Source organism: Marinomonas atlantica (assembly GCF_001639725.1).
In the GTDB taxonomy this organism is placed as follows: domain Bacteria; phylum Pseudomonadota; class Gammaproteobacteria; order Pseudomonadales; family Marinomonadaceae; genus Marinomonas; species Marinomonas atlantica.
On record NZ_LTAW01000011.1, the window covers coordinates 26,550 to 50,871 of the forward strand.

Annotated in this window: 32 protein-coding genes; 13 read left to right on the forward strand and 19 right to left on the reverse strand. The window is 42.7% G+C overall.

Annotation, left to right across the window (positions count from 1 at the left end):
* Window positions 1-2: 2 nt before the first annotated feature.
* From AYW75_RS16385 to AYW75_RS16455, 16 genes are all read right to left on the reverse strand, one after another.
* Window positions 3-842 carry a lytic transglycosylase domain-containing protein gene (locus tag AYW75_RS16385; protein ID WP_067101820.1) on the reverse strand — a complete coding sequence of 280 codons (840 nt, stop codon included), beginning with the start codon at window positions 840-842 and terminating at the stop codon, window positions 3-5.
* Window positions 823-1,287, reverse strand: a complete 465-nt coding sequence (locus AYW75_RS16390; RefSeq protein ID WP_067101822.1) for a hypothetical protein — start codon at window positions 1,285-1,287, stop codon at window positions 823-825. The genes AYW75_RS16385 and AYW75_RS16390 overlap by 20 nt, the downstream gene beginning before the upstream one ends.
* A 2-nt stretch (window positions 1,288-1,289) precedes the next feature.
* Window positions 1,290-2,060 carry a hypothetical protein gene (locus AYW75_RS16395; protein WP_067101825.1) on the reverse strand — a complete coding sequence of 257 codons (771 nt, stop codon included), beginning with the start codon at window positions 2,058-2,060 and terminating at the stop codon, window positions 1,290-1,292.
* Window positions 2,060-2,878: a hypothetical protein gene (locus AYW75_RS16400; protein WP_067101828.1), complete on the reverse strand. Its 819-nt coding sequence runs from the start codon at window positions 2,876-2,878 to the stop codon at window positions 2,060-2,062. Before AYW75_RS16400 ends, AYW75_RS16395 begins: the two co-directional genes overlap by 1 nt.
* A complete protein-coding gene (locus tag AYW75_RS16405) occupies window positions 2,878-3,546 on the reverse strand; it encodes a hypothetical protein (RefSeq protein WP_067101831.1) in 669 nt (222 codons plus the stop codon). The genes AYW75_RS16400 and AYW75_RS16405 overlap by 1 nt, the downstream gene beginning before the upstream one ends.
* A 2-nt stretch (window positions 3,547-3,548) precedes the next feature.
* Window positions 3,549-3,794 carry a hypothetical protein gene (locus AYW75_RS16410; protein WP_156490878.1) on the reverse strand — a complete coding sequence of 82 codons (246 nt, stop codon included), beginning with the start codon at window positions 3,792-3,794 and terminating at the stop codon, window positions 3,549-3,551.
* Window positions 3,791-4,132 carry a hypothetical protein gene (locus AYW75_RS16415; protein WP_067101837.1) on the reverse strand — a complete coding sequence of 114 codons (342 nt, stop codon included), beginning with the start codon at window positions 4,130-4,132 and terminating at the stop codon, window positions 3,791-3,793. Before AYW75_RS16415 ends, AYW75_RS16410 begins: the two co-directional genes overlap by 4 nt.
* 10 nt (window positions 4,133-4,142) lie before the next feature.
* Window positions 4,143-5,006, reverse strand: a complete 864-nt coding sequence (locus tag AYW75_RS16420) for a major capsid protein P2 (protein WP_067101840.1) — start codon at window positions 5,004-5,006, stop codon at window positions 4,143-4,145.
* Complete coding sequence (locus AYW75_RS18830; protein WP_156490879.1) at window positions 5,006-5,170, reverse strand: hypothetical protein; 165 nt, start codon at window positions 5,168-5,170, stop codon at window positions 5,006-5,008. Before AYW75_RS18830 ends, AYW75_RS16420 begins: the two co-directional genes overlap by 1 nt.
* Window positions 5,171-5,303: 133 nt before the next feature.
* Entirely contained in the window at window positions 5,304-5,996 is a 693-nt protein-coding gene (locus tag AYW75_RS16425; RefSeq protein ID WP_067101842.1) for an ATP-binding protein, read from the reverse strand.
* Window positions 5,993-6,481, reverse strand: coding sequence for a hypothetical protein (locus tag AYW75_RS16430; RefSeq protein WP_067101845.1), 489 nt, complete (start codon window positions 6,479-6,481; stop codon window positions 5,993-5,995). The genes AYW75_RS16425 and AYW75_RS16430 overlap by 4 nt, the downstream gene beginning before the upstream one ends.
* On the reverse strand, window positions 6,478-6,915 hold the full coding sequence (locus tag AYW75_RS16435; RefSeq protein WP_067101848.1) for a hypothetical protein: 438 nt from the start codon (window positions 6,913-6,915) through the stop codon (window positions 6,478-6,480). The genes AYW75_RS16430 and AYW75_RS16435 overlap by 4 nt, the downstream gene beginning before the upstream one ends.
* A complete protein-coding gene (locus AYW75_RS16440; RefSeq protein WP_067101851.1) occupies window positions 6,908-7,126 on the reverse strand; it encodes a hypothetical protein in 219 nt (72 codons plus the stop codon). The genes AYW75_RS16435 and AYW75_RS16440 overlap by 8 nt, the downstream gene beginning before the upstream one ends.
* 14 nt (window positions 7,127-7,140) lie before the next feature.
* The gene (locus AYW75_RS16445) at window positions 7,141-8,889 is read right to left on the reverse strand and encodes a replication endonuclease (protein ID WP_067101854.1); all 1,749 of its coding nucleotides are present in this window, start codon (window positions 8,887-8,889) and stop codon (window positions 7,141-7,143) included.
* A gap of 9 nt (window positions 8,890-8,898) precedes the next feature.
* A complete protein-coding gene (locus AYW75_RS16450; RefSeq protein WP_156490880.1) occupies window positions 8,899-9,288 on the reverse strand; it encodes a hypothetical protein in 390 nt (129 codons plus the stop codon).
* Between the two features lie 11 nt (window positions 9,289-9,299).
* Window positions 9,300-9,611, reverse strand: coding sequence for a hypothetical protein (locus tag AYW75_RS16455; protein WP_067101860.1), 312 nt, complete (start codon window positions 9,609-9,611; stop codon window positions 9,300-9,302).
* A gap of 149 nt (window positions 9,612-9,760) precedes the next feature.
* Between AYW75_RS16455 and AYW75_RS16460 the strand changes: the two genes are divergently transcribed.
* The 5 genes from AYW75_RS16460 to AYW75_RS18685 all read left to right on the forward strand — a co-directional run bounded on the left by AYW75_RS16460 (window position 9,761) and on the right by AYW75_RS18685 (window position 14,931).
* Entirely contained in the window at window positions 9,761-10,426 is a 666-nt protein-coding gene (locus AYW75_RS16460; RefSeq protein WP_082856573.1) for a S24 family peptidase, read from the forward strand.
* An 11-nt stretch (window positions 10,427-10,437) separates the two neighbouring features.
* A complete protein-coding gene (locus AYW75_RS16465; protein WP_067101862.1) occupies window positions 10,438-11,214 on the forward strand; it encodes a hypothetical protein in 777 nt (258 codons plus the stop codon).
* Window positions 11,204-12,211: a phage integrase gene (locus AYW75_RS16470; protein ID WP_067101865.1), complete on the forward strand. Its 1,008-nt coding sequence runs from the start codon at window positions 11,204-11,206 to the stop codon at window positions 12,209-12,211. Before AYW75_RS16465 ends, AYW75_RS16470 begins: the two co-directional genes overlap by 11 nt.
* Before the next feature lie 5 nt (window positions 12,212-12,216).
* Window positions 12,217-13,005 carry a hypothetical protein gene (locus AYW75_RS16475; protein ID WP_067101868.1) on the forward strand — a complete coding sequence of 263 codons (789 nt, stop codon included), beginning with the start codon at window positions 12,217-12,219 and terminating at the stop codon, window positions 13,003-13,005.
* Window positions 13,006-13,230: 225 nt separating this feature from the next.
* Window positions 13,231-14,931: a site-specific integrase gene (locus AYW75_RS18685; RefSeq protein WP_197478972.1), complete on the forward strand. Its 1,701-nt coding sequence runs from the start codon at window positions 13,231-13,233 to the stop codon at window positions 14,929-14,931.
* Window positions 14,932-15,444: 513 nt separating this feature from the next.
* On the opposite strand, the gene AYW75_RS16490 is transcribed toward AYW75_RS18685, so the two are convergent.
* Entirely contained in the window at window positions 15,445-15,687 is a 243-nt protein-coding gene (locus AYW75_RS16490; protein WP_067101873.1) for a helix-turn-helix domain-containing protein, read from the reverse strand.
* 106 nt (window positions 15,688-15,793) lie between these two features.
* On the opposite strand from AYW75_RS16490, the gene AYW75_RS16495 reads away from it, so the two are divergent.
* From AYW75_RS16495 to AYW75_RS16520, 6 genes are all read left to right on the forward strand, one after another.
* Entirely contained in the window at window positions 15,794-16,612 is an 819-nt protein-coding gene (locus AYW75_RS16495; RefSeq protein ID WP_067101876.1) for a hypothetical protein, read from the forward strand.
* Window positions 16,613-16,746: 134 nt separating this feature from the next.
* Window positions 16,747-17,316, forward strand: a complete 570-nt coding sequence (locus tag AYW75_RS16500; protein ID WP_067101879.1) for a recombinase family protein — start codon at window positions 16,747-16,749, stop codon at window positions 17,314-17,316.
* Between the two features lie 100 nt (window positions 17,317-17,416).
* The gene (locus AYW75_RS16505; protein ID WP_197478973.1) at window positions 17,417-17,956 is read left to right on the forward strand and encodes a hypothetical protein; all 540 of its coding nucleotides are present in this window, start codon (window positions 17,417-17,419) and stop codon (window positions 17,954-17,956) included.
* A gap of 139 nt (window positions 17,957-18,095) precedes the next feature.
* Window positions 18,096-18,296, forward strand: coding sequence for a hypothetical protein (locus tag AYW75_RS16510; RefSeq protein WP_067101884.1), 201 nt, complete (start codon window positions 18,096-18,098; stop codon window positions 18,294-18,296).
* 461 nt (window positions 18,297-18,757) lie between these two features.
* The gene (locus AYW75_RS18920) at window positions 18,758-19,096 is read left to right on the forward strand and encodes an HNH endonuclease family protein (RefSeq protein WP_197478974.1); all 339 of its coding nucleotides are present in this window, start codon (window positions 18,758-18,760) and stop codon (window positions 19,094-19,096) included.
* 98 nt (window positions 19,097-19,194) lie between these two features.
* Window positions 19,195-20,175, forward strand: a complete 981-nt coding sequence (locus AYW75_RS16520; protein WP_067101889.1) for a hypothetical protein — start codon at window positions 19,195-19,197, stop codon at window positions 20,173-20,175.
* A gap of 560 nt (window positions 20,176-20,735) precedes the next feature.
* Here AYW75_RS16520 and AYW75_RS16530 read toward each other — a convergent pair.
* Window positions 20,736-21,449 (reverse strand): hypothetical protein, encoded by a 714-nt coding sequence (locus AYW75_RS16530; protein ID WP_067101895.1) that lies wholly within the window; start codon window positions 21,447-21,449, stop codon window positions 20,736-20,738.
* Window positions 21,450-21,655: 206 nt separating this feature from the next.
* On the reverse strand, window positions 21,656-22,705 hold the full coding sequence (locus AYW75_RS16535) for a hypothetical protein (protein WP_067101898.1): 1,050 nt from the start codon (window positions 22,703-22,705) through the stop codon (window positions 21,656-21,658).
* A gap of 545 nt (window positions 22,706-23,250) precedes the next feature.
* Here AYW75_RS16535 and AYW75_RS16545 point away from each other — a divergent pair.
* Together AYW75_RS16545 and AYW75_RS16550 are read left to right on the forward strand one after the other, a co-directional pair.
* On the forward strand, window positions 23,251-23,463 hold the full coding sequence (locus AYW75_RS16545; protein ID WP_067101903.1) for a DUF1656 domain-containing protein: 213 nt from the start codon (window positions 23,251-23,253) through the stop codon (window positions 23,461-23,463).
* Entirely contained in the window at window positions 23,460-24,320 is an 861-nt protein-coding gene (locus tag AYW75_RS16550; RefSeq protein WP_067101906.1) for an efflux RND transporter periplasmic adaptor subunit, read from the forward strand. Before AYW75_RS16545 ends, AYW75_RS16550 begins: the two co-directional genes overlap by 4 nt.
* Window positions 24,321-24,322: the final 2 nt, after the last annotated feature.

A 24,322-nucleotide genomic window follows, 5' to 3' on the forward strand; every position in this document is an offset into this window, starting at 1 on the left:
CCCTATACCCGCACGTCAGCGGTGATTTGTTTAACGTAGTTCTGCGTTTCCTCTGGAGCGTATGACAGCCAGCTAGATCCGTGATTGTCTTTAGCCCGTCCAACATTGCCCATGCCCCAGTTGTACGCCGCTAGAGCGTCACGCCAGTTACCAAAGCGTTGCTTTAGCTCCGCTAGATATTCGGCGGCATAGTCAATGCTGGCAAATGGATCGAGCGGTTCGACAGATGGATGATACTTGCGCATGATCTGCGCTATACCTTCTGCCCCTGCAGGGGATTTAACCGCCCCCGTGATCACGTCTTGGCGGTAGTGGCTTTCCTGATGCAGCAAACGCGCAAGTAAGTTTTCAGGAAGTGAGTGTTTAAGCTCGGCTTTGTTAATAGCATCTAAGTAGGGTGCAGCACTTGCCGGCGGCACCCATTTAGCTTTTTTATCAGTAGCAGTACTCCCACTGATAATGCTGTCCATAACAACCAATTCTGCATGTTTCTTAGCCTTGTATTTAGCCCAGCCGAACAGGTGAACGCCTGTGTAGATTGCCTCGGCCACGTCTTGTGATACGCCGTCCAGTAGTTCACCAGCCTCAGCCAATAAACGATCTGCTTTGTTGCGTGGGTAGGCATTGCGATACAGCCAATCGTGCAACACAGCCGCCGCACGAATACGCCCTTTATACATGGCATACACAACGGGGATACGTGGCACACTGTCCAAATCCGTCACAAAACCAGCGGGGACGCTGTAGCGTTCCCCGTCTAATGCTGTGTAATGCCATTCCTCTAACAGCACCCAGCTTTCAGAGCTAGGAATAGGTGAAAGCTTAGGCATTTGTGACTGCATCACCACCCCCTAAGATTTGCGCCTTACGAGTTTCTACGTTCTCGACTTTACCCGCGTTGAACAGTTCGTTAATAACGTAATCAACGCCCTCAAGAATTGACGCGGCTGACAGATCAACAGCGGTTAAGCGTGAGTCATCTAGCAGTGAATAGAAGTCCTCTAAAATCGGGTCAGTCTTGCGTAGTTCTGCAATGGCGACACGTTCTGACAGAGTGAACAGCAATTTAAATTCAACGGGGGAAATGATCGACCGTTTTACCTGTTCCGGTTCGATTGGCTCAGGATCGGGAACAACTGTCGGCGCGTAGTCCGTGCCGTTGAATGTCCAACCCGCTTGTACCTCGTTAGGAATCTCGATAAATTCAGCCGCTAGAATAGGGTGAAATTGTGTGTTTGGGTCGACTGCAATATCTACAACAACGCCGTTTTTAATTCGTCCGTACATAATTAATACTCCACAGCTACTAGGCCGTTAGCGCCTAAACCCTCTGGTGAACGAGGACTAGCCCCACCGCCTGGAAATCCAGCCCCAGCCCCAGCCTGAGCAAATGTGTAATCAGTGCAAGCCCCGCCGCCGCTGGCCGCACGCTCAAAATCGGTCGAGCCAGCACCCGCGCCGATTAGATCCAACCCAAATTCTAGGCACTCTGAAAATGAATATTCATGGCCTGCTGTGACTCGTCCATAGCTTGAACCCGTTGTAACAGGAATACCCGCAGACGAGCCGCCGAAATATTCCTTACTAACTGCATCACCGCCATCACCAAGTAACGACGCTGCACCTCCGCCCACTTGTTGTGTTGTTGAGCCAGAATATTGGCCACGCCCCCCTTTAAAATTGACATCTCCTCCAACACCCTCGCCGCCGACTGCATGAGTCTTTTCAACAGGAATAACACCCGTTTCGCCTGATGTGGCAGAAACATGTGAACCGAATGAAGACGTGTTACCCAGCAACGACATGGCGACAGTAACGTTTACAATATCCCCTGCATTCAACTCGATAACTTTCATTGCAAAGCCACCGCCACCACCACCTTTATCACCCTTAGCACAACCACCAGCACCCCAAACACGGATGCGGTATTTACCCGTAATCGGGGCAGTGAACGCTTCATCTTTGAAAATGAGTTTGACTTGCCCCGTTCCGAACACGCCAGAAATAGGGTTAATAGCTGATTTTGCAGCGCTAGGCGCTTCAATTGCTGTTACTGGCATCAGTACACCTCTGTAACTGTTACAACTGCGTCAGAGCTGGAAGTATTCCAAATTCGCAACGCCGATTTAGTTCTAAGAATTGGCGACTCACCGAATAAGCTACCGCCACCGATAACCCACATACCAACCGCTTCAGTTTCGGCGGTATCAGACACACGGCATTTAGTTGTTGACTCACTCATGTTTTGAAAAATGATCTGTGAGCGATCACGGGCTGGAATGTCGATATAGTCATTTGCTGGTATTGTGTAGTCAGTTGAGAGAAACGCTGTCCCCGTCATATCAACGACTTCAACAGGCGTAACCACTTCAACATCAACAGTTGATGCAATCCCAGCAACAACAACGGGGGCAGTAATAGAGCTAACTGTCACGGGATTTGTGACCGATTCAATCACAACGGGGTCACTAATCGACTGAATAACAACAGGGTCAGTAATCGAGCTAACAACAACGGGGTCAGTAATAGAGCTAACTGTCACAGGATTAGCAATTGCTATTGCTGAGTCGATCCCAGAGATACGAACGGGCTGCACGATGCTCTGGATTAGAGTGCTGGTAATCGCTGTCATGTTAGGAGTGTATTTACCCCAGCCAATACGAATATCTATTAGCTGGTCCCCACTTCTCGACTGAATTTGTATGCGAGAAAATGACAGTTCTAATTTTTCACCCTGTCCTAATGTGACTGTTTTGATTGGTCCACCGTCAGCGCTGTAAAACGTGACATCCATGTCACCAACAGCTGAACGAATGAACAACCATTCGCCGCTATTTGATACATCAACGGGCAAACCCTGAAACACATTAACTTTCATTATTTAGCCCCTTTTTTCATAGCAACCAACATCACAGCTAGAGCGGCAATAGCTACTACCCACATCATGTATTTAGATGATGTTTTTTGTAATTCTGACTGCCCTTGAGTTAGCACATTTGTCAGTACGTCATTCATTTGATTTTGTGTTTTTTGTGCAGACGATGACAACTCATTGATTGACGTTTTAAACGCATCATTAGTTGATTTAACAGCTGTTTCACTGCTTTGCTGAACAGCATCAACGGCCACTTCTGAAAATTCAGAAACACGATCTAATGACTCATTTGAATACACAGCAAATGCGTTTAGCGCCTCACCTGATTGCGCAACGGCCACCCTAGCCATATCGGTAGTTGCAGCCATGGCGGCGGCATTAGCGGCGTTAGCTGCTGCTAGAGCATCAGCGTTTGCTTTTCTTACAGCTTCCATTGCTGCATTGCTGAGCGCTGTGTTGTTTTCAATAGCTGAATTACTTAGAGCAGTAGCATTGTTGCCCTGTTCATTCGCAAACGAAAGAGCAGCTACAACCGCTCCACCGTCTGTTAAATTGATTGTTGCGCCTTCCTCCGCGTTAAGGTTTGTAATGTCTCCGTACGTACTCTGTCCGGCTTGGCTTTTATTTATATTTTCTGTTGTTTTCTGAGACTTTGACGAGAACAAACCCATAATTAACGCCCCCGTTTCAGATAAAACACAGCAACGACGACAAAAGCCGCAACGATCATCCAGACTAAATAACCGCTACTGTTAATGCTCACAGAGTTACTAGACATTGATGGTAATGGGGGGATAGGAGGGATATAACCAAAATTAATGTTTGCCCCCCCTGACAGTCTGTCATTTCCTCCTGCGGAACTGCCTGCATCTAGACCCCCGCCGCCCGTCAAGCTCGATAAACTAGATAAATCCATCATTTACCCCGTGTTGTCATCAGCATCACAAACATAAACAACACAGCAACACCGACAATAGCGGCTGTCTGTTGATCCATACCTAAAATTTTTGGTGTTGTACTCGCCAGCGTTACATCTGTTGTCTGTTTTTGCGTAGGCGTTACAGGCTCTGTAACGCCGACGCTTGATGGAACAGGACTAGACATGCTTTCTAGCGCTTTATAAGAAGCAAAGCCCCCCACAGCCGTTTTTACAATGTCACCAAAAAAACCGCCCACTTCATCAAATAACGAATTGTTGCCAACGCCTGAATTGTCAGCGTCCCATTGCTCTTCATCCCACGAATAATATTCTGACATGAGTCCCCCTTTAGACTGTTTTCACATAGTCCGTTAGAAACTCAACAGGGCCAGCGGTTTCAACCTTGTACTTGATTGAAATCTCGTCATAGTTCGTGACCATTAAATCATTCTGAGCAAATCCCGTAGCGATTGGGTCTAAGATAAAATAGCCGTCAATGTGTTGTACTCCGCGAGACTGAGCGCGGACATCTTGCAGGTACTGACACAATTCTTTAGACACTTTCCAGTTGTGTTGAATCTGGCCATTACGCTTGCCTTCGAACTCAATTTCACTAACATCACCTTTTATATAGATGCGTCGAATATTGATATTCGGGCCTTTAATCAGCTTATCGAATGTATTGACACCGACCATTGTTGACGTAGCTACTTTACGATCAAATCGGCGCTCATATTTACGTACTAAACGCACTAAATCTAAACCACCTTTTCCATTATTCATTGCTTTGATCGGGCTAGCCACCTCACGCCAGACGTGTAAATACCAGCCGCCCGCAGGTACATTTTCAGTCGGCAGTGTGCCCAGTTCGATTTTCAGTAACCACGCATCCGACGGCATAGGGACCAATTGCGTCATAGTTTGAACGTCTAACAGCAAGGCGTCAGGATCAGAAAAGCGAATAGGAATATATTTACCTACTGTTCGGTTCTGGTGCTTTTCCAGTACGTTAACAATTTCACTACCGCTGGTAATAAGGTAATCATCAGAACCATTAACAACTGAAATTTTTGACAGCACAGAGGCGGGAATATTGGTATCTAAATACAGTGCTTGATAGATATAACCATTACCCATTGATAATTGAAGAGTGTTTCCAGATGCAATGGAGCCGTCTGGCGATTGCATACGATCCGTAGTAATGCGAGACATTAACGACCCCCTTTAGCGATTGCCGCAATTTGTTTGCCCATCTTGCCCATCTTACTCACTGCGTAGATGGCAAAACCCGCCGCGAAGACAGTAACAACGCCCGTTACCAAAAGCTTGGTATCGATGTTCTTTTTGACTTCATCTTTAATTTTGTTTGCGTCCATTATGTTTCCTGTTCGTGATATGTGTTGTTGAACAGGCTGAACTTTACAAAACCGCTCTAGGTATCCGTCAAGGCACAAAAAAGCCCCGATACCTAAAGGTATAACGAGGCTAAAATTTACACTTTCTTGACACTTAGGCCGCCAATTTTCGTAACTTGCCCGTGTCGAATTCGCCTATATTGTGGTCTGACTTTTTCATTAGGTAGTGATAGCGGGGTAACTTGATGATGTTATCAACGGGTAAATCCAGTTCATCAGCCAAGTATGCCGCATCCTTTTTGCGCTCTTGGCGTCCTACCCACTTGATAGAACATTGGCCCATAACGGTTTTAGGCACTTCCTGTCCGCGCTGGAAAATACAGATTGCATGAAGGCCAAACTTGCGGCCACCCGTTAGGATTTCCCCAAAGGCACCTCGCGCCGCGCCGCTGGTGTTAACACACTTGGCTAATTCTTCAAAGATCACCTTTAACGGCTTTTTATGTAAGCCATCCCCCGCGCCCCATATCACTTTCGAAAATGCTTCTAGGTTCTTTTGGTTGGCACCGTCTTTAGGGCTATAGGCGATCTTAAAACCTCGGCCAGCTTTAGCGGCTCGGGCGGAATACAAAGCACGGGCAAATGAAGCAAGCGAGGTATAGCGGCGCACTTCACGACCACACAAGGTTTCATAATCACTGTATGGGTCAAACAAGGCGACCTGATCGGTGGCCTTAATCACGCCAACTTGCTTAACCGCCGTGGTTTTACCGGAACCGGACGAACCTACAAAAAGCGCATGCTCTGCGCTTAGTCGGTTGTTTGGGTTACGTGGCTGTAAACTCATGCCGCGATACCTTGAGTCTGGTTTTCTTCTGCTTCACGCTTGGCCTTTTCTTCGGCCGCGTCTTTTGCCTTTAGCTTTTTGGTGGTTTCCATGCCTTCACTCGCCAATTTGCCTACGGCCATGGCCGCTTTAATTTCTGCGTCATACTGGCTTAACCATCCTGGCACTATGGCACCATACTTAATCAAAACCGGACTAAGATTTTCAATAGCATAGGCTTTTGTACTTTCCGTGAATTCAAACTCAGGGTGAAGCACACGACGCAATGCAAATTCAATGGTCCCTAAACCCATTGCCGCCGTCATGCCTGCGGTTTGTTCGTCCATTTCGGCTTGTTGTTCCGCCGCCGCTTCTTCGGCTTTGGTTTGCTCGGGGTCGATGCTTTCGGCGGCTTCTTCGGCTTCCAAAGCCTTTAGGTATTCCGCTTGATCGGTAGGTAGTTCGCCGGTGCTATCTAGTTCTAATTGCTCTTCGTTTACGCTCATGCTGTTTGTTCCTTTTGTGGTTTACGTGTGGCAAAAAATGCCGTGATCAATGCCCCAGCCAAGGCCAAAACGCCAAGCAAAACAGGTGGGGCAACGGGTGAGCCTTTAGGCTTGTTTTCGGTATCGCTTTTCGGCTTCGGTTCGGTATCCGCTGAAATGCTGGAAGCCGTATTTTCTCTAGGTATAGCGGCGGTTTCTTCGGTATCGGATTTGTACCCGTCAATTAAGTTATCTGCGGGTACGGTTAATTCATCGCGGGAAGCCTTTAGGTTATCCGTTAGGTATTTTTGACGCGCCGCGCCGTGGCCTTGATTGGTTCCGCAAGATGGGCAAACGGTATAAAGCGCCTTACGCTTTCCTCCTGCCTGCCTAACTTCTGCGATCTCGTTACAGTGCCTTTCTGAACACTGAATAAATCCGATTGGTTCAGCCATTAGCCAACGCCCTCCGTGCTAGTTCTGTGATTACCTTGTCGTTCAAAAACGCCACGCTTTCAAATTGCGCCGCGATCCCAGTCAAAGACTTAAAGCCACCCGTCATAATTGACATAGGGCTTACGCCATCTAAGCCTTTTAGGGCTTCGGTTAACTTGGATTGTGCTTCGATTCGTTTTTCTAACAGTGTTTCTAATTCTTGGTTTTCCACTTTGGTTGGTTCCTTTAGTGATAATTTTGTTGGTAATTCCCGCCCCAATCTGGAGGCGGGGAGTTATTGACACGAGTTCTAGGAAACGGCTCCGCCGCTTCTTGAAGATCAAGCCCAGAGCCAGACCCGACACGCTGGACTAGCCAGTCATATAAGCGCGTAGAGACGTATTCAGCAGTAGCGGCCACTAAGCCCTTAATGGCTTGTTTGGGTTCCCCGAACTGGTTTAATTCGCAGGATTCGTAAAGCGGTTTAAGCGTTTGTTTGCGGCCAGCATGAACGCCACCCATGAGCACTGTGAACTGTTTCCAGTCGTTCGCCATGGCCGCGTTGTAGATGTCTATAAAGGTTTCAGGAATTGACTCTTTTAAACGGCGGATTTCACGCCAGACCGTGACCGATGCCCCGCCGACAAACTGAAATTGGCGGATGCCGTGGCGAGCTTTCCACGCCTGTACACGTTCTGCAGAGTTGATAAAGTCGAGATCGGTTTCATCATCTACGCCGATGCATTGACCATCAGCGTCCACACCATCAATGTTCTTTGCGACATACTTGGCAACGTAGGCAACCGCACCGCCTTTTGCGGGGTCGAGCTTGCGCGCCTCAAAACGGCTTTTCTTTGCGCCTGCTTCCTCACCATCTACTTTGAACGCCTGCTTTTTGAATTCGGCCAGCATTGCGCCGCTTTGCTTCGGGTCAACGAATAGAATTAGATGCCAATGCGGGGTGCCATCATGGTGAGGTTCAACAACGCGAACGCCGTAATAATTGATGCCCTTGTTACTGCACGCTTTACCAAACGCCGCCCATACCTCTTTTAGATGGTTTTGAGCATCCCTAGGGGTTGGGCGTCCGAACTCGTAAAACTTGCCGTTTCGATGGCCTGTCTCTTTATGAATGGCGTGATACTTAGACGGACACGTCAACGTGATAAACCACCCTAAGTGGCCGTGATCAATCGCAAGAAATTGACAGCCTTTAACACGCACCATCAATTCAGCTTTGCAGTGAATAGGGTTTGAAATGCTCTTTTCTGCGAGCTGCGATAGTAGAAACTTTTGCTCATACTGGTTCACGGCCTCCATGCTTTCTAAGTAAGCGCGGTTGGCTTGCTTTTGTTTGCGGTGGCGTTGGATACCCCAGCGCGAGACGTACGCGCTTTGGTCGTAGCAGACTTGGCCGCATTCACGGCGGATGTTCTCAATGTGGCGATATTGTCGCTTCGCTTGGCGTTTCCACCACTCAGGGGTAAACATGCGTTGTATGAGCGCTTCTACTTTGTCCAGATCGTCCCAGCTATCAAACATGGAACCTGCAAGCGCGGCTTGTTCTTTCACGAATTCAAAGAAATCAGCGTGAAGCCTTACCAACTTACCTTTGGCCGACATTTCAAAGCGGCGGCTTTTCTCCGCCGCCCAGTCGTTCAACTTATCGCCCGTTAAATCCATGACCCATTCGTCACAGTAATACAGGCGAGCCACTACGCCCCGAACGTAGTCCAGAGCGGCGGCGGTGTTTTTACGCTTACTAATGCGCTTAGCCTCTTGGCCAACACACAAACGCATCGAACCGAGACGGGACAATAATTTGTCTATCTCAACACGCTTATCATGGTCACGTAGCCAAATATTCGCGGCCACATAGCCTTTTGTTTGGTCTAACTCGTCAAGACGCGAACGGTAGTAATCCGCGTATTGAGGGCTTAAACCATCTAAGATTTTGTCACGCCAAATAAGACAATGAGCCGTTGGAGTATGCATAATCATCCCCTACGGCCAGAACGGTGACGCCATCCAGCGGCGTACAATCTTGATTTCGTGTTCTTTCATTTGCTTCATGGCGTGCATGAAGTCAAAACGGAACATGTCAGAATTACCAAACCAGACCGAGCCGAAAAATGTCAAAAGCGCGCTTTCGTCTGGGTTGCGTTTGATCTCGGCTTGAATCGATCTAACTTTTGCCATGCTCTCTTTTTTATCCCAAAACTTTTCGAGCTCTGGCGCGGCTTCTAGCATTTTGAAAAAACGGGCTTCGGCTTCTTGATTGAACACAGTTTTTAGCTCCAAGAATTGCGCCCATAACTCGTGGAAGTTATCCGGCGCGGGGTATTGCTTGAGTTGATTGGACAGGGCGTTGTATTGCTGGGTTAGAGCGGACAAAGCGCCCTCCCCTAGTTCCACGGCTTAGCGTCAAGAAGACGGCGTGTTTCCATGATGACGTTGACGAATAAGTCACCACGGGGTGAAAACTGATGGCGAGCCATACGGCGATCATAGAGCGCCTGTTTTACTTCGTCCTCAGTCATATCTACGCGTAGTCCCCAAGCTTTTGGGGTGCAGTAAGGCCCAGGCACTTCGACAATAAATCCATCGGGAAAATGGATTTTCATAGGCTGGGCATTCATAGACTTGGCATCTGTTAGCTCATTATCGTTAACAGACTTGCGTCTTTTTGTGTCGTTCTCTGGTTTTGTTGCCTTCATCTTTCTATACTTCCCTTATATTTAACTGTTTTTAACGATATATCTATATTTGTCCCAATAATGGAACCCATACCGTGAATCGTAGTTCTACAGCTTTCACGTGTCAACACCATGGGTTCCATTTTGTTAACTTTTATAAAGGACTTTCCATGGAACGTAATACACTAGAAGTCATTGAGAGAATGATTGAAGCGGCAGGGGTAAAGAATTCTGCCGAGCTAGCACGCCTGTTCAACACCAGTTCATCAACCGTTACCAACTGGAAAAAACGCGACACCATCCCATACAAAGAGGTTTACGAATTATCGCGTCAATGTGGTGTTTCGATGGATTGGATTTTGACAGGGCAAGGCGATCAGCAAGAAGAGCGCATACAGATAGCACCAAAAGAAGATGATTACTTTCACCTCCCCCATTACAGCGTAGAGGCCAGCGCGGGGCATGGCTCATTGATCGAAGCGGAGAACATCGACCAGCATTTAGCCTTTCGTGAAAGTTGGGTACAAAGACTGGGGCTTAAGTCTGAAAACTTGATTGCCATTTATGCGCGCGGCGATTCCATGGAGCCAACCGTTTTCAGCGGTGACACACTGGTGATTGATAAAAGCATGAACACCGTCACCAGTGACGGCGGAATATACGTCATCAATTACGATGGGGAATTGTTCGTAAAGCGAGTGCAAAAGCAACTTAACGGCACCGTGGCAATCACGTCTGATAACAAAAACTATGGTGACATCGTAATAGCGTCAGCCGACCTCAACACACTAAAGATCATAGGCCGCGTTATCTGGTCTGGTCACCCGATGATTTAGGAGACGTATACATGGAAGGTAAAGCAACGAAAGATTGGAGGTTTTGGGTATTTCTAATTCTATCCATTATTTGGAGTATCAGAGTTTTCTGGCTACTAATCGAGGATCAATATTTCTCTAGTTTCAGTGGGGCAATGCCATTGAATGAAGTTGGTGATTTTCTAGCGGGATCTTTTAGCCCTCTTGCATTTGCATGGCTTGCTTATGGTTACTGGATGCAAAACAAAGAACTAAAATTAAATAGAAGATCTCTAGAAAAACAGATTGAAGAGTTTGAGAAGTCAGTTAAAAATCAAGAGGAACATTTCAATCTAGTTAAAGAAAAGGAAAACTACGATAAAAATGTAAAACTATTTCAATCTAGACCAATTTTATCTATTTCAAAAGCTTATCATTCAGAAGTAATGGATCAAAGTAGAGCGGCACACTATGACGTTGATCCTAATTATGACGCGGTAATATTCTTTATTAAGAATGATGGCGAAGAAATTTTTAACATTTCATTAAAGCTACATAATGATAAAACCATATCAAACCGCACACTAACAAATATAGGAAGATCCCATGAGATCAAAATCTATATTCAAGAACCTAAAATTCCTAAAAATTTCTTCTTAGAGGTTTCATATGACTCAAAACTTGGAGAAAGAGCTTTGGAGCATTATAGCTTCGATGAATATGTGAATGAACACAACCCTCCAGACTTTATTGAACATGAGCAAGGCCATCAAGAGGTTCAAATAAGCTTAACTGTGAATAAGATTACGGACTCAAGTGATGGCAATTAAAAAAGTTTCCAATGGCTATGAAGTCCGCTTCCGTGTTGCTGGACGCGGTAGCCGTTCATATCGCAAGACTTTCCCAACTAAGGGCGAGTGTGAGCGTTTTATGCGTTTCACTATTGCCCAGCATGAAACACAGTCGGGTGATAAACCTTGGTTAGAAAAGCCAAAGGACAGCCGCAAGTTATCCGAGCTGATCGAGACTTGGGACGAGTTACACGGGCATTTCTTGAAAGATGGCAAACGCCGTAAAGCGAAAATGTTAATGATTGCCGACCAGCTAAACGACCCCGTAGGCTCCAGTTTAACCAGTATTGAGTATATCCGCTGGCGATCCAAACGAGCGCAGGAAGGCAAAGCCCCTAAGACGTTAAACAATGACCTGACCTATCTGTCAGCCATGTTTAGCACCTTGCTTAGATCAAAGGAAATACACTTCCCTAACCCATTGGCCGAAGTGCAAAACGTGCGCGTACCAGATAACGAACTGGCGTTTTTGACCTATGACCAGATCAAAGAACTACTAGCCGCAACGGATGATTGTGATAATCCACACGTTACCCTTATAAGCAAAATATGCCTGGCAACGGGCGCACGTTGGGGCGAAGCCGAAGCCCTCACCATACAGCGCGTTCATAACAACAAAGTCATGTACACGGATACCAAAGGCAACAAAAATCGCAGTGTACCGATCAGCCCCGAACTATTCGCCGAGCTAACCGAACACGCCAAACGCACACGCGGAAACCGATTATTTACCAGCGCAATATCAGCTTTCCGCCGAGCCCTAAAACGCACGACAATCGAACTACCCGCAGGGCAAGCCAGCCACGTACTACGCCACACATTCGCGAGTCACTTCATTATGAACGGCGGCAACATACTCACCCTGCAAAAAATACTCGGCCACACTGATATAAAAATGACCATGCGCTACGCACACCTAGCGCCTGATTTTTTAGAAGAGGCCACGAGATTAAACCCATTGGACAATATGAGGTAACTAAAATGGATGCTGTTATCAACTCTATAATAGATATAAATATTGCATTTATATGTCTATTAACCAGCTACTTTTTTGCTAAAAAAATATTTTATCATGAAAAAATTAACGCATTGAAATTAGATTTAGAAAAAGATCTAACCTTTATATGGTCTTTTTTTGAACTTGACAACATCCACTCAGAAAACAAAAAAGAAATGACATTTGATTACCCAAGAGAGAAGTATGATGAGGCAATATCTCTTTTATCTGATGTAAGAGAAAAATCAATATGGAGCAATGAAATCGAAGTAGACAATAGAGAAATATTAATAGTCTGCTCCCAAGCTTTATCTATGTTAACAGCATTTAACGATGGAGATTTAAAGAATAGAATAGTAAACAGAGAATACAAAAAGATAAAAATTGAACTGGAAAGCTTCCAAAAAAGAGCCAACGATATTTTCTTAGGATTATCTTTATTAAAAAAAGAAGGGGGCATATATAACTTCATTGAAAATTACAATATAAATTCCAAAAAAGTAGGTGAGATAATAAAAAAATTATTGAAACTAGAAAATATAGAAAATCATGACACTATTGATAAAAAAAATCTTCTCATACTATCCATTATATTTTTTGAGTCTATAGTAGGTATAGCTATTCCTATAATGTTTCAGTACTACATTGAAGAGGAGTTACCTCTGAATAAGAGTTATGTCTTTACTGTAGTAGCCATGTCTATGGCGCCGTACCTGACCTTTATTCTCTATTACATTTGTAGTTATATACCTAAAAAAAAGACACACAAGTGACACACCAACCACCTTAACAAGCCACAAAATACTGTATAAAAGAACAGTATTCAATTCTATAAAAATCAATAAGTTACTGTTTCAATTGATATTTTAAATAGGGTTCGACTCCCCCCATCTCCACCAAACGCCCTCAACTGATTGTATTCCTTACAATTAGTTGTTTCTCAAGGATTCCATCTCCTATTTGGTACACCATAGTGGTACACTTAGGAGATGGATGACTTGGCTAAAACTCCCTATCTTCTAAGACGAAATGGAAAATGCTATTTCCGCATTAAGGTCCCTTCTCACCTTAAAAAAACTCTCAATAAAAATGAGATCAAAGTTAGCTTGCGCACTTCAGACTTGAAATTAGCAAAGCAGCGAATCCCACTACACCTTCTCGAAGCTCAGCAGTTATTTAGCAATGCTGAAAAAGAGTTAATTAAGCTAAGCAACCAAAATCACTCTAACTCAAGCTCTGACATATCTAACATTGAACTTGAGAGAATTGTCGCCCTCTGGTTCCAAGAACTAGAACAGCAAAGTGAGGAGTACGACTATTCTGCTCGCGTATCTATGAGCGCAGATGAAAGATACGAAGTCTTAGATTCATTAAGAGAGGACTTAGCAGGTTATGAGAGTGAAAGTGAAAACGTAATTGGCCCAGCGGTCCAACCCCGAGCAGAAAAACTTCTGATTAAGCACAACCTGTGCTTAGAAAAATCTGATAAGCAGTTCCATTACCTTTGTACACTTATTCAAAGGGCACTAATTCAACATACATATAATAGACTTAGTATTTATGGCGACATGTACAAACGCCAGTCTGATAGGCTATTCCAAATTTCGCACGCTACACCTATAAGTAAAGTCACTGTGACAACAAAAGATGAGATGACCATTACTTGGAAAGTTGTGCTCAAGCAATTTACAGAAGTTAAGAAGTCTGACGGTGTTACAGATAAGACATTAGCCAGTTACAAACTTATTAAGGATTTCACTAGTGAGTTTTTTGGGTCAGACAGAGATATCAAGTCCATAAATACAGCTTTGTGTAGGGATCTTATCAAGCAACTTTCTCAGCTCCCTTCTAATGCCAGAAAGCACCACCCTAACCTTAGCCTTATCCAAGCCACCAAACTCCCCTTAGAGGCGATCTCAAAGCGTTTGAGCGCCACTTCCATTAACAACCAAATGCAGTATCTATCAACAATATTCGCCTTTGCAGTAAATGAAGGATGGATTGATAGAAACCCTATGTCTGGAATTAAGAGAATAAAAGCAAACCACAGTGAAACGACATCAAGAGAGCCATTTACTGTAGAAGAGCTTAATAAGCTTTTCCGATCATCAATCTACAGATCTGAACGAGCACCATACAGAAGCCATAAATTTTGGCTTCCATTACTATCTCTATACTCTGGGATGCGCTTAAATGAAATCTGTCAGCTATTCGCCCATGATATCGAAATAATTGAAGGCATCCCCGTAATGCATTTAAGAGTAGACGCAGACGGAATCAAAAGCTTCAAAAATAAATCTAGTTTAAGAACTGTACCAATTCACCCAGAACTACAGCGCTTGGGGTTTGTAGATTTTGCGCTAGAAGCTCAGCACAGATTACAAAAACTACTTTTCTCGGATATCAAGCCAAGTGCAGCAGGAAGCTACTCAGACAACTTTTCCAAATGGTTTGGTCGAGCGTTAAGGTCAGAAGGGTTAAAACGAAACGGGCTCGTATTTCATAGTTTCCGTCACACATTTAGAGATGCAGCTCGAAATAGCAACTTAAACAGAGAAATTACATCTAAGATAGGTGGCTGGTCTGTATCTGACGACGTTATGGATAGATATGGCAAGGGACATAGTATTCAGAGGCTTTACGAAGAAATTTCAAAAATTAAATACCAAGGCCTCGATCTTAGCCACCTAGGAAGTTGAATGACTGCGAATCAACAGATTCGCTATCGTTTTCTTTAATTTCCTTTTCTTTATTCTTCTTTATATATAGTGGTTCAGAGGTTGAACTACCAGTGGTGCAAACTTTGCACTTCCGTGGTGCAACCTTTGCACTACCAGTTTCAAAATCAGAGTCTTTAGTTTCAAATTCCCATCAGACGATGACTGCGAATCACCAGATTCGCTATCATTTTCTTTAATTTCCTTTTCTTTATTCTTCTTTATATATAGTGGTCGCATCCTGCTACTACCAGTAGTAGCTTTCTGCAACTTCCGTAGTCGCGCTGTGCTACTACCAGTTTCAAAATCCGTGTCTTCAGTTTCAAACACCATACGATGACTGCGAATCACCAGATTCGCTATCGTCTTCTTTAATAACGTCTTCTTTATGCTTCTTTATATATAGTGGGGTAGCAATTACCCTACCAGTAGGGTAATTGCTACCCTTCCGTAGGGTAATTGCTACCCCACCAGTTTCAAAATACAACTCTAGAACTAACTTACTTTGGAGAGGTAGCGGCTAACTAATAAATCAGGCTCAAGGCCCAAAATCTCAGCAATATCCAGAACTTCAACAAAGTCTAGTTTTCTCTCCCCACTCTCATATTTAGATACATAGCTCTGAGGCTTTCCAAGATTGAGAGACACTTCCACTTGAGTTAACCCTTGTTCAACACGAGCCTCCCTTAGAACCGCTCTCAATGCTTCTCGCTTCTCATCCCAAAGCCTATTTACCATGTCAGATACTCCGCACAACGAAATATCCCAAAGTAGAATATTGAACGACCTATCCCATTTTGGGATAATTGGAGGCTAAACAGCTAACCAAAAGGGATGACAAGTAATGGGAAACGACACAAACAAGTATTACGCCAAGGTTCACGGGTTTAGTGACTCACTAAAAGAACAAGAACTAGAAAGGTTAAAGAAGGACCTTGATAAGCAAGGATGTTCATACGTTGATTGCGATAAGAGCCTTAATCCATGGGTTGCTACATTTGAAGCTCCTGAAGGCTTTCAGCCTATGAAATGGTTTGACAGAAAAGGTTATGTATTCTTTTGGTTGTTTCTATTCGCTCCATTAGGAATCTATGGGCTTTTTAAGAGCAACACTTTCAATGCCCTCACCAAAGCAGCACTATCCAGCTTAATTATTCTTATTTACTCTGTCTCCATTTACTCGGGGCAAGCAAGCGAATCTGAAGCACAGGGACTTGGCTTTAAAAACCGTTCAGATTACGAAAGAGCTATGAACTTGAATATCGCAGACGCTAGCAAATACTACAAAGTTATCCAGCAAGAGGAACAACAGAAGCAAGAAGCAGCCTTGCAGAAAATTGAGCTTAAACGTTTAGCTGAAGAGGAAAAGGCCTCTCAAGAACTAGCCCAGAAGGACCTATCAAATACAGCTATGGTTATGTGTAAAGAGTTTGTTAAAAGCTATCTTGTGTCACCAAGTAGCGCTGACTTTGGGTGGCCCGATGAGTTTTTAAAATTCCGCAAAGAGAACCAGCGCTACATAATAAAGTCCCATGTCGACAGTCAAAATCAATTTGGAGCTACTATCCGCAGCAACTGGCATTGCCAAGTCAAATATATTGGAGATGGAAACGATATCTATCATCCCCAAAATTGGAAGCTAGAAAAAATGGAAATAATCTAATTCATGCATTGAGTGTAAATTAATTTATAAATTTATTTACACTCATATTTAGACCCAATATAGTGTTAATTAAATCAAATAAACAAACTTAATTTACACAAATGTAAATAAATTGATTTAATGGACACCTACTTATGGCTACTCTAGGTTATGCCCGTGTATCAACTAGTCAGCAACAACTAGACCTTCAAATTAAAGCTCTCATCAGCGCTGGTGTAAAAGATCACCCAGACTACTTATTTACAGATAAAGCCTCTGGAAAGAACAGTGAACGAGAAGGCTTAAAGTTACTAATGATCAAAGCTAGAGAAGGCGATCACATATTAGTGAAAAAGCTTGATCGACTTGGCCGAAACACTGCTGACATGATTGAAATAATAGAGACCTTGCACCAAAGAGGTATCACTGTTCAATTCCTTGATGATGGGATAAGCACTGAAGGCTCTATGGGCAAAATGGTTGTCACAATACTCGCAGCGGTAGCACAGGCAGAAAGAGAGCGAATTTTAGAGCGAACTAACGAAGGTAGAAAAGACGCTATCTCTCGTGGTGTCAAAATGGGCCGCAAACCAAGCATCAATCACAAAACCAAACTCGCTATAATCAAAGATATTGAAGAAGGCATACCTAAGACCAAAGTTGCTCAAAGACACGGAGTCAGTCGTCAATCGCTATACAAAATCATCAATGAGTTATCCAAATAGAATTTGAAACCAGTTTCAAAATTTGAGGGCCTACATGCCATTGCAAAACAGAGTCTCACCTTGGGGGACTCTACATTCAGTTTCAGCCCGAGGTGGCCTGATGGGAAACCGTGGCAGGTTACATAATCAAGCCAAAGAGATCACGCGGCTTTATCAAGGAAAAAGCTGGATAACCTGCTCCCTTATCTACAAGAACGTTTCCCGTGAAGTAATGTCACCTAATTCCTACACAGAGCTATTTTTCCTTGATGAAGCTACGGCCTTTGCTGCGGGACATCGCCCCTGTTCGCACTGCCAACATGAGCGGGCAAAGCAATTTAAAATGTTTTGGGGAAAGGCATTCGGCCAATCGAAAACGACTTTGAAAGAGATTGATGCAATACTCCATAACGAGCGAATAGATATAGCTAATGGCGTGTATCAAAGAGCAAAAGTAAACACATTACCCAACGGTACATTTATTGAACTTGATCACTGTGCTTATCTTGTTTGGGGAGGGGAGCTATTTAAGTGGTCATTCTTAGGCTATCAATCCAAGCACAATATAGACTCTAATTCAGTAGTAAGTCTTTTGACGCCTTGTTCAATTATCGAAGTTTTCAGAGCGGGATTTTTAACTAGACCTTCGCTTTGTATTTAGAGCATTAAGCTCCAAAGTGACATAGCCCTTTAATACTTACTGAAGACATAAATTAGAAGCTTGTTATGACCAGTATCAAGACCTACTACCATAATCCTCCCTAGTATTAAAACTCATTGCTATGTTCAAGGAGGAACAAATGAACAGATTAGAATCCCTACTATCAATACTTTGCTCAATCAGCATCGAAGACATCGCTCAAGCACCACGAGAAGAACAGCACCTTCTTGTGGACAATATTGAAGACCTTCAAGATCGTCTAAACGCAATTCTTCAAGCTACAGATCAACCACTATTTCCTATAATGCTATTGCCCTCCCCCCCTTCAACCATTCACTAACCATGCAAGATTATCGGGAGTGTCTCATCTATAGACACTCTCTAAGCTTACTCTCAGACCATCAATTAGTTACACTCATAACATCACCTAAGGACAACTGTGAGCGTCACCATATGCAACTCATGAAGACACTGCTAACTTCGATCATCCTTTTATGCCTCACCCAACCAGCTTGGGCGAATCAGCCTGTAAAGAAATCTAAGTCATCTATCTGCCATAGACCAGACACGGAGTATTACTCTCGAACAAAAAACTTTACTGTTTATGAAACGATTGAAGCCTGTCTTGCAAGTGGAGGAAGATTACCCAAGGGGCAGTCTTTAAGTCCTTCTCAGAGCCCATCAAGAGTAACGAAGGAAAGCTCGTCAAAGACAGCTAAATATAGTCGAGATCAATTTGGGCATGGTTGGGATGACGAAGACAGGGACTGTCAGAACACACGCCAAGAAATTCTAATCTCCATGTCTACTAACCCAGTAAGATTCGCTGATGATAAACAGTGCCGTGTAACCTTTGGCCGTTGGATTTCGATGTACTCGGGGGAGGTTATATTTGATGCGTCCAAGCTAGATATTGACCATGTAGTTCCTTTGAAGTGGGCTTGGGAACATGGGGCTCAATCTTGGAGTAAAGCTAGACGTGAACAATTCGCGAATGATCCTATCAACCTCGTTGCTGTAGAAGCTTCGTTAAATAGGCAAAAAGGAGCTAAAGGGCTTGATGAGTGGCTCCCCCCTAAGAATCAGGAACAGTACAAAGTACGTTTTCAGAGAGTAGTTTTGAAATACGGCTTAAAGTAGATATGCAAGATAAAACTTAAAGCCTGTATTATCTTCCTTGGACATTAGGCTTCAAGATGATAGAAGTGGTTTATTATTCTTTGTAAAGGACTATCTTTATGGCAACCAAAGTAAAGTTTCTAGGTTTCAAATTGAATTTCTGTAACAACATGGCACCTCAGGACTTCTACAATGAATTATTGGCTCTTAACTCACAGCAGCATCCATTAAAGCTGTATGATTATGAATATGAAGCCATTGTAGGTACACATCAAAAATATTGGGTAGGGGTTGTTACATGCTATAAAGGTGATAAGAAACTAGTTGTAACACCAACCAGTAACAACCAAGCCAACAAACGAGAAGTTAAAAAAATTGATCTTTCTAATAACGCCAAGAGCACTCAAGCCACCATTTTTTGTATAAATCCTAATACGTTAACTGGAATGTACTATTCTTATTCAGGAGGTGTTAGCAACTCTGCTTTTGCAAAACTCCTAAAAGCGGTACATAAAAACGCTCAAAAAAAATTGGAAGATAATTATGTAACTTCAAATACCACTTCATCATCTCCAACTAAAAAAGAAGTTACTCGAATTAGAAGAGAAGCTAAGGCGCACTTTGCTAATGACTTCAAACTGGAAATGATGATCCGAAACTTAGACTTCAATACGATCCTTAATGATTTCAAAGAGATAAATTCTTTTGATCTTACTATAAGTGCCGCCGCACCTTCACCAAATACAAGCATTTTTCAACCAATTTCTGAAATGTCTGATCGTTTACGGGTGCATGCTGTGATCTCCAAAAACGGTCAAGCAGTAACAAATAAGCACAATGTAAAGCAAAAGCTAGACGGTATGATTAAGGGCGCTCATTCAGGTGATATCGACGCTTTGACTATATTTGGTAAATCCCTGACGAATGAAGATCTACAAGCTAGGTTTGGTGAAAACTTAAAGCATTTTGGTGTTATTTATCTTGATGACTTTATTGATTTACTGCCAGATCAATACTGGGAAGACTATACAAGTAGTGATGCAATGAAACGACTCATTGAAACTATGGATTTATCACCTACACTTTTCCCAAAACCTTAGATTAAAGAGTAATTAGAATGGACTCAATAATAGAGATGTACGAAAGATTTCAGGTTCCATTATTCTTATCAAGTATAACCATTGGAACTTTTCTCTTCTCGATGAAAACTTTTATAATTCAAACATTGAAGAAAGAAGTATACGATACAGAAGAGCATAGAAATGCTGTAGATGAAATAAACCAACACTACTCTAAAAAATCAATAACTTATTATCGTGGACTGAAGAACTTATCCAATTTAATTTTTTACACCATTATAAGCTTTTTATTAAATTCTGTTCTTAATATAACGATTGGAAACTTTCCAAACACTCTAACCCTTACGATTTGTTTCTTAACAACAATTGTAGCTTGGACACTATTAGCAATATCATTATTCAATGTTGGATCGAGCATGCAAAGAATGATAGATTTTTCAGAAAGCAAATATAATAAAAAATAAATAAAACAATATATTAAATAAAAAAGATAAAGCCACCATGAGTGGTGGCTTATTATCTACCCTCATTGCCAAAAAAATAGAGTTTCAGGAGAACAATAATCAAAATTAAAAATAGTTTTAACTTAAAAATTTCATCAAAATAATTACACTAAAAGGAGGAACATCGTTACTAAAAAAATTCTCCTCATCATAGCTGTCCGAGTAGCAGATTCTCTGCCAACTTTCTCTCCAATGCCCATTCTTTTCATGAAAGTTTTCCATATATTTCTTAGGAACTCCCAAAAACTCCTGCTGTATCTCTTTTATATCAGATGATTTAAGAAGAGAAATCCGTAAATCAGAATCATAGAAAACATTATAATTTCCAATTACACCTAAATTTCTCACACACCTTAGCTCAATAGAGCTAGCCTTTACATATATAGGATCATATAGCCAATCTCTAGTCTCTTCCCTCATATCAGCCGTAATTCCATAGCCCATGAAAAAATTTATCATTAAAATCGCAACAGGAATTAATGCTAAAGAGAACAACTCAAAAAACATATAAATAAAAAGTGAACATTGTATAAGCCTACTCCTAACTTTTTTGTACATGTCAACTATAGGAAAACCAACAAAAGCAATGAGAATAATTATAAAAAAAAACAGAACAGGGTTGTTAAGCAAAAAACTAAAACCACTATCAATAGTAGCAAGCTTCATGTAATCGACACCTAATGTATCATAATAAGCCCATGCAAAAACGTGCCCCAACGTAAAAAGAATAGCACTTCCTAAAGCAGCAACCAAAGAAACTAAAGCTAAAACATTATTTACACTTTTAAACATAAACTAAAATTCCTTTTATCATTAAACCCCGAAAGTAAAATCCTGATTAGACTGATTTTTTATAAAAATTTTTCAAAAGACTCAATTTGCAACCTTCTTTAAATAAAGATTTGAAACCCACCCTTGAAAACCGCCAGAATCATCTTCAATTTCTACCAAAGACCATTTACGACCACTTTCAATTAAACAAACAATTTCTCCAATTTCTAAAATATAAATAATATTATTTTATTTCTTTTTGGTGTTTCACGTACACGAACCCCTTTTCCAGAAATAATCCTATAGTCTTCCAATAATGCATAATCAATGCTTTCAGGAGCGTTTTTTATCCCTTTTTTTATATCAATATAGTTAGTTATCCGAAGATGTTCCCAGTAATAGGAAAAATCAGTTTTATTTGCATCGTAAATAGCTGCACATAATAAAGACAACATAACTTGGGCAAATAGAATTAGAACTTTCTTTGCTGCGAGACTGATCGAGGAAGAGCCAACCTCATTTCCTTCTGCCACGGCAGATACAAAAGAAGCAATCTCCTCAGCAACGTCTTGGCTATCTAGTGACTCTCCACGAACTTGTAGTAAGAAGTCTTGATCTATTTCACCAAGCAGCTTGGCTACACTAGTGTAGGAAGACTCAGGGATTTCTTCTAGTGCTCCTCCAAACTCAACACTAATCGCACTGCTGTCGTAAAAACTTGTTCTTGATAATGCTTCGAATACTGAACCAATAGGCTTCTCAAATTGCTTCATAGATTGGGCAGACAGAGCAGAACCAACTAAATAACTGAAATTGTTAGGCACAACATGCCCGAGCAGGTTTCTACTAAGAGGCTCGTTAAAGCTTTCAAATAAGGAACTAAGTGCCCCCACTTTAATCACACTTTCAGCATTAAAATCTTGTACGCACTTAATTAAACTTCCCTGAAATGTACTTGATCTACTAAGTCTAAAGAAACTATCGAAGTTCATAGCAGAAAAGGTCTGCCCTATACTTACCAAGCTAGAATCTCTTACTAACGCTGAACTACTAATGTCAGCACTACCTCGAACAAGATCACCTATTCGCTGCACCGTTGAATATTGAGAACTCAATCTCGTAATACTTTCCAATGCTGCGCCTCTAAAGATTCGATTTTGCTCACTAACAACTCCTAAAGAGTTATTGAAGCTAGATAAACAAGAAGTGCTTTTCTTGATATCTTTCATTAACTTATCCAATCTTCTGTTTGAGTTGAGCTCATTCTTATCTTTCACTGCTACATTCCCTATAGATGGCACAAGCTTCAAAAACTATATAGGTATCATTCATTCATCAGTAAAAACAAGTACTAGAACATCTATATGAAACAGCTTTGAAACCAGTTTCAAAGTAAAGGCAAAATCTGTTAAATTATGGGCACATAATACTGGTACACCAATAAAAACATGAGCCACAAAATACCTATAAGAATCAATATATTGAGTGTAATGAGATCGACTCCCCCCATCTCCACCAAACATCTGAAAAGGCCGCTCAGCAATGAGCGGCCTTTTTTTGTCTATCAAATATCGCATTTTTATCTGCCTCAATAAATTAGTCTATTATTGAGTTCTCACCTCTACAGAGTTCAGGGGGATCGTTATTAAAATCAAGACTTTTCTCCCCTCTTCTGCCCTGAGTTTGCGCTGTAATGCCTCAGTATGTACGCCATTTGCTACTTTATAGTCTGCTAAGATAATGGTTCTTGAACGCTTTACTATGCGCCACTCACGCCAAGCGCTTGGGAACATCACTTCGACGATATGGGATATTTAACGCTATGTTTCAAGAATTAGCATTGGGCGGTTTGCTGTTTAGCCCGTTGGTCTTGTTTGCGCCGTTGGCCTTTATCCTCTCTTGGCTCACTCGGTTTGTGCTCTACAAAACGGGCCTTTATGTGAAAATTTGGCGCGTGGCGTGGTTTGAGGTGGGCTTATACGTCTGCTATCTCGCGCTCGTTGTCTACTTACTTGGGAACCCATCACTTTTATGAAGCATTCCTTACGCGTTGCCCTAACCGTCGCTGTTGTGCTGCTGGCGATTTTAGCGGGCTATTGGATTTGGCAGCACTATTTGTATTCCCCTTGGACTCGTGACGGCCGTGTTCGCGCAGAGGTGATTACCATTGCACCCGATGTGTCGGGCTGGGTTACCTCGCTCAATGTGACGGATAATCAAGAAGTGAAGCAAGGCGATGTGATTCTTAATATCGATGACGCCCGCGCTCGAACTATGGTAGAACAGCTGGAAGCACAAGTCGCAGGCAATCAATACGCGCTAGAATTAGCGCAACATCAGTATGAGCGCCGACGTCAGCTGAGTCAGACAGGCCAATTGGTGTCTGACGAGACGATTGAAAGCGCTCGCATTACAGTAAAGCAGGCAGAGGCGACATTAAAACTCAGCCAAGCAAAGCTCAACGCCGCTAAGTTGGATGTAGAACGTTCACAGGTCACAGCGCCGCAAGACGGTTATATTGTGAACTTGAACTTGCGTGAAGGTAACTATGTTAGCCAAGGCAAACCTGTATTGTCGCTGGTGAAAAAAGGCTCGCTGTATGTGACAGGTTACTTTGAAGAAACCAAACTGCCGATGATCCATGTTGGTCAACAAGCCAAGGTTCATCTTATGAGCGGTGGACAACCGCTAACAGGAAAAGTCACTAGTATTGGCCGAGCCATTGCTGACAGCAATACCGCGAGTAACGGACAGCTTTTGCCGCAAATACAGCAAACGTTTAACTGGGTTCGCTTAGCCCAGCGTATTCCGGTAGACATTGAACTGGACCCGTTTGATGGCGTGCAGTTGAGTGCAGGTATGTCGGCGACAATTAACCTAGCGGCTGAGTAACG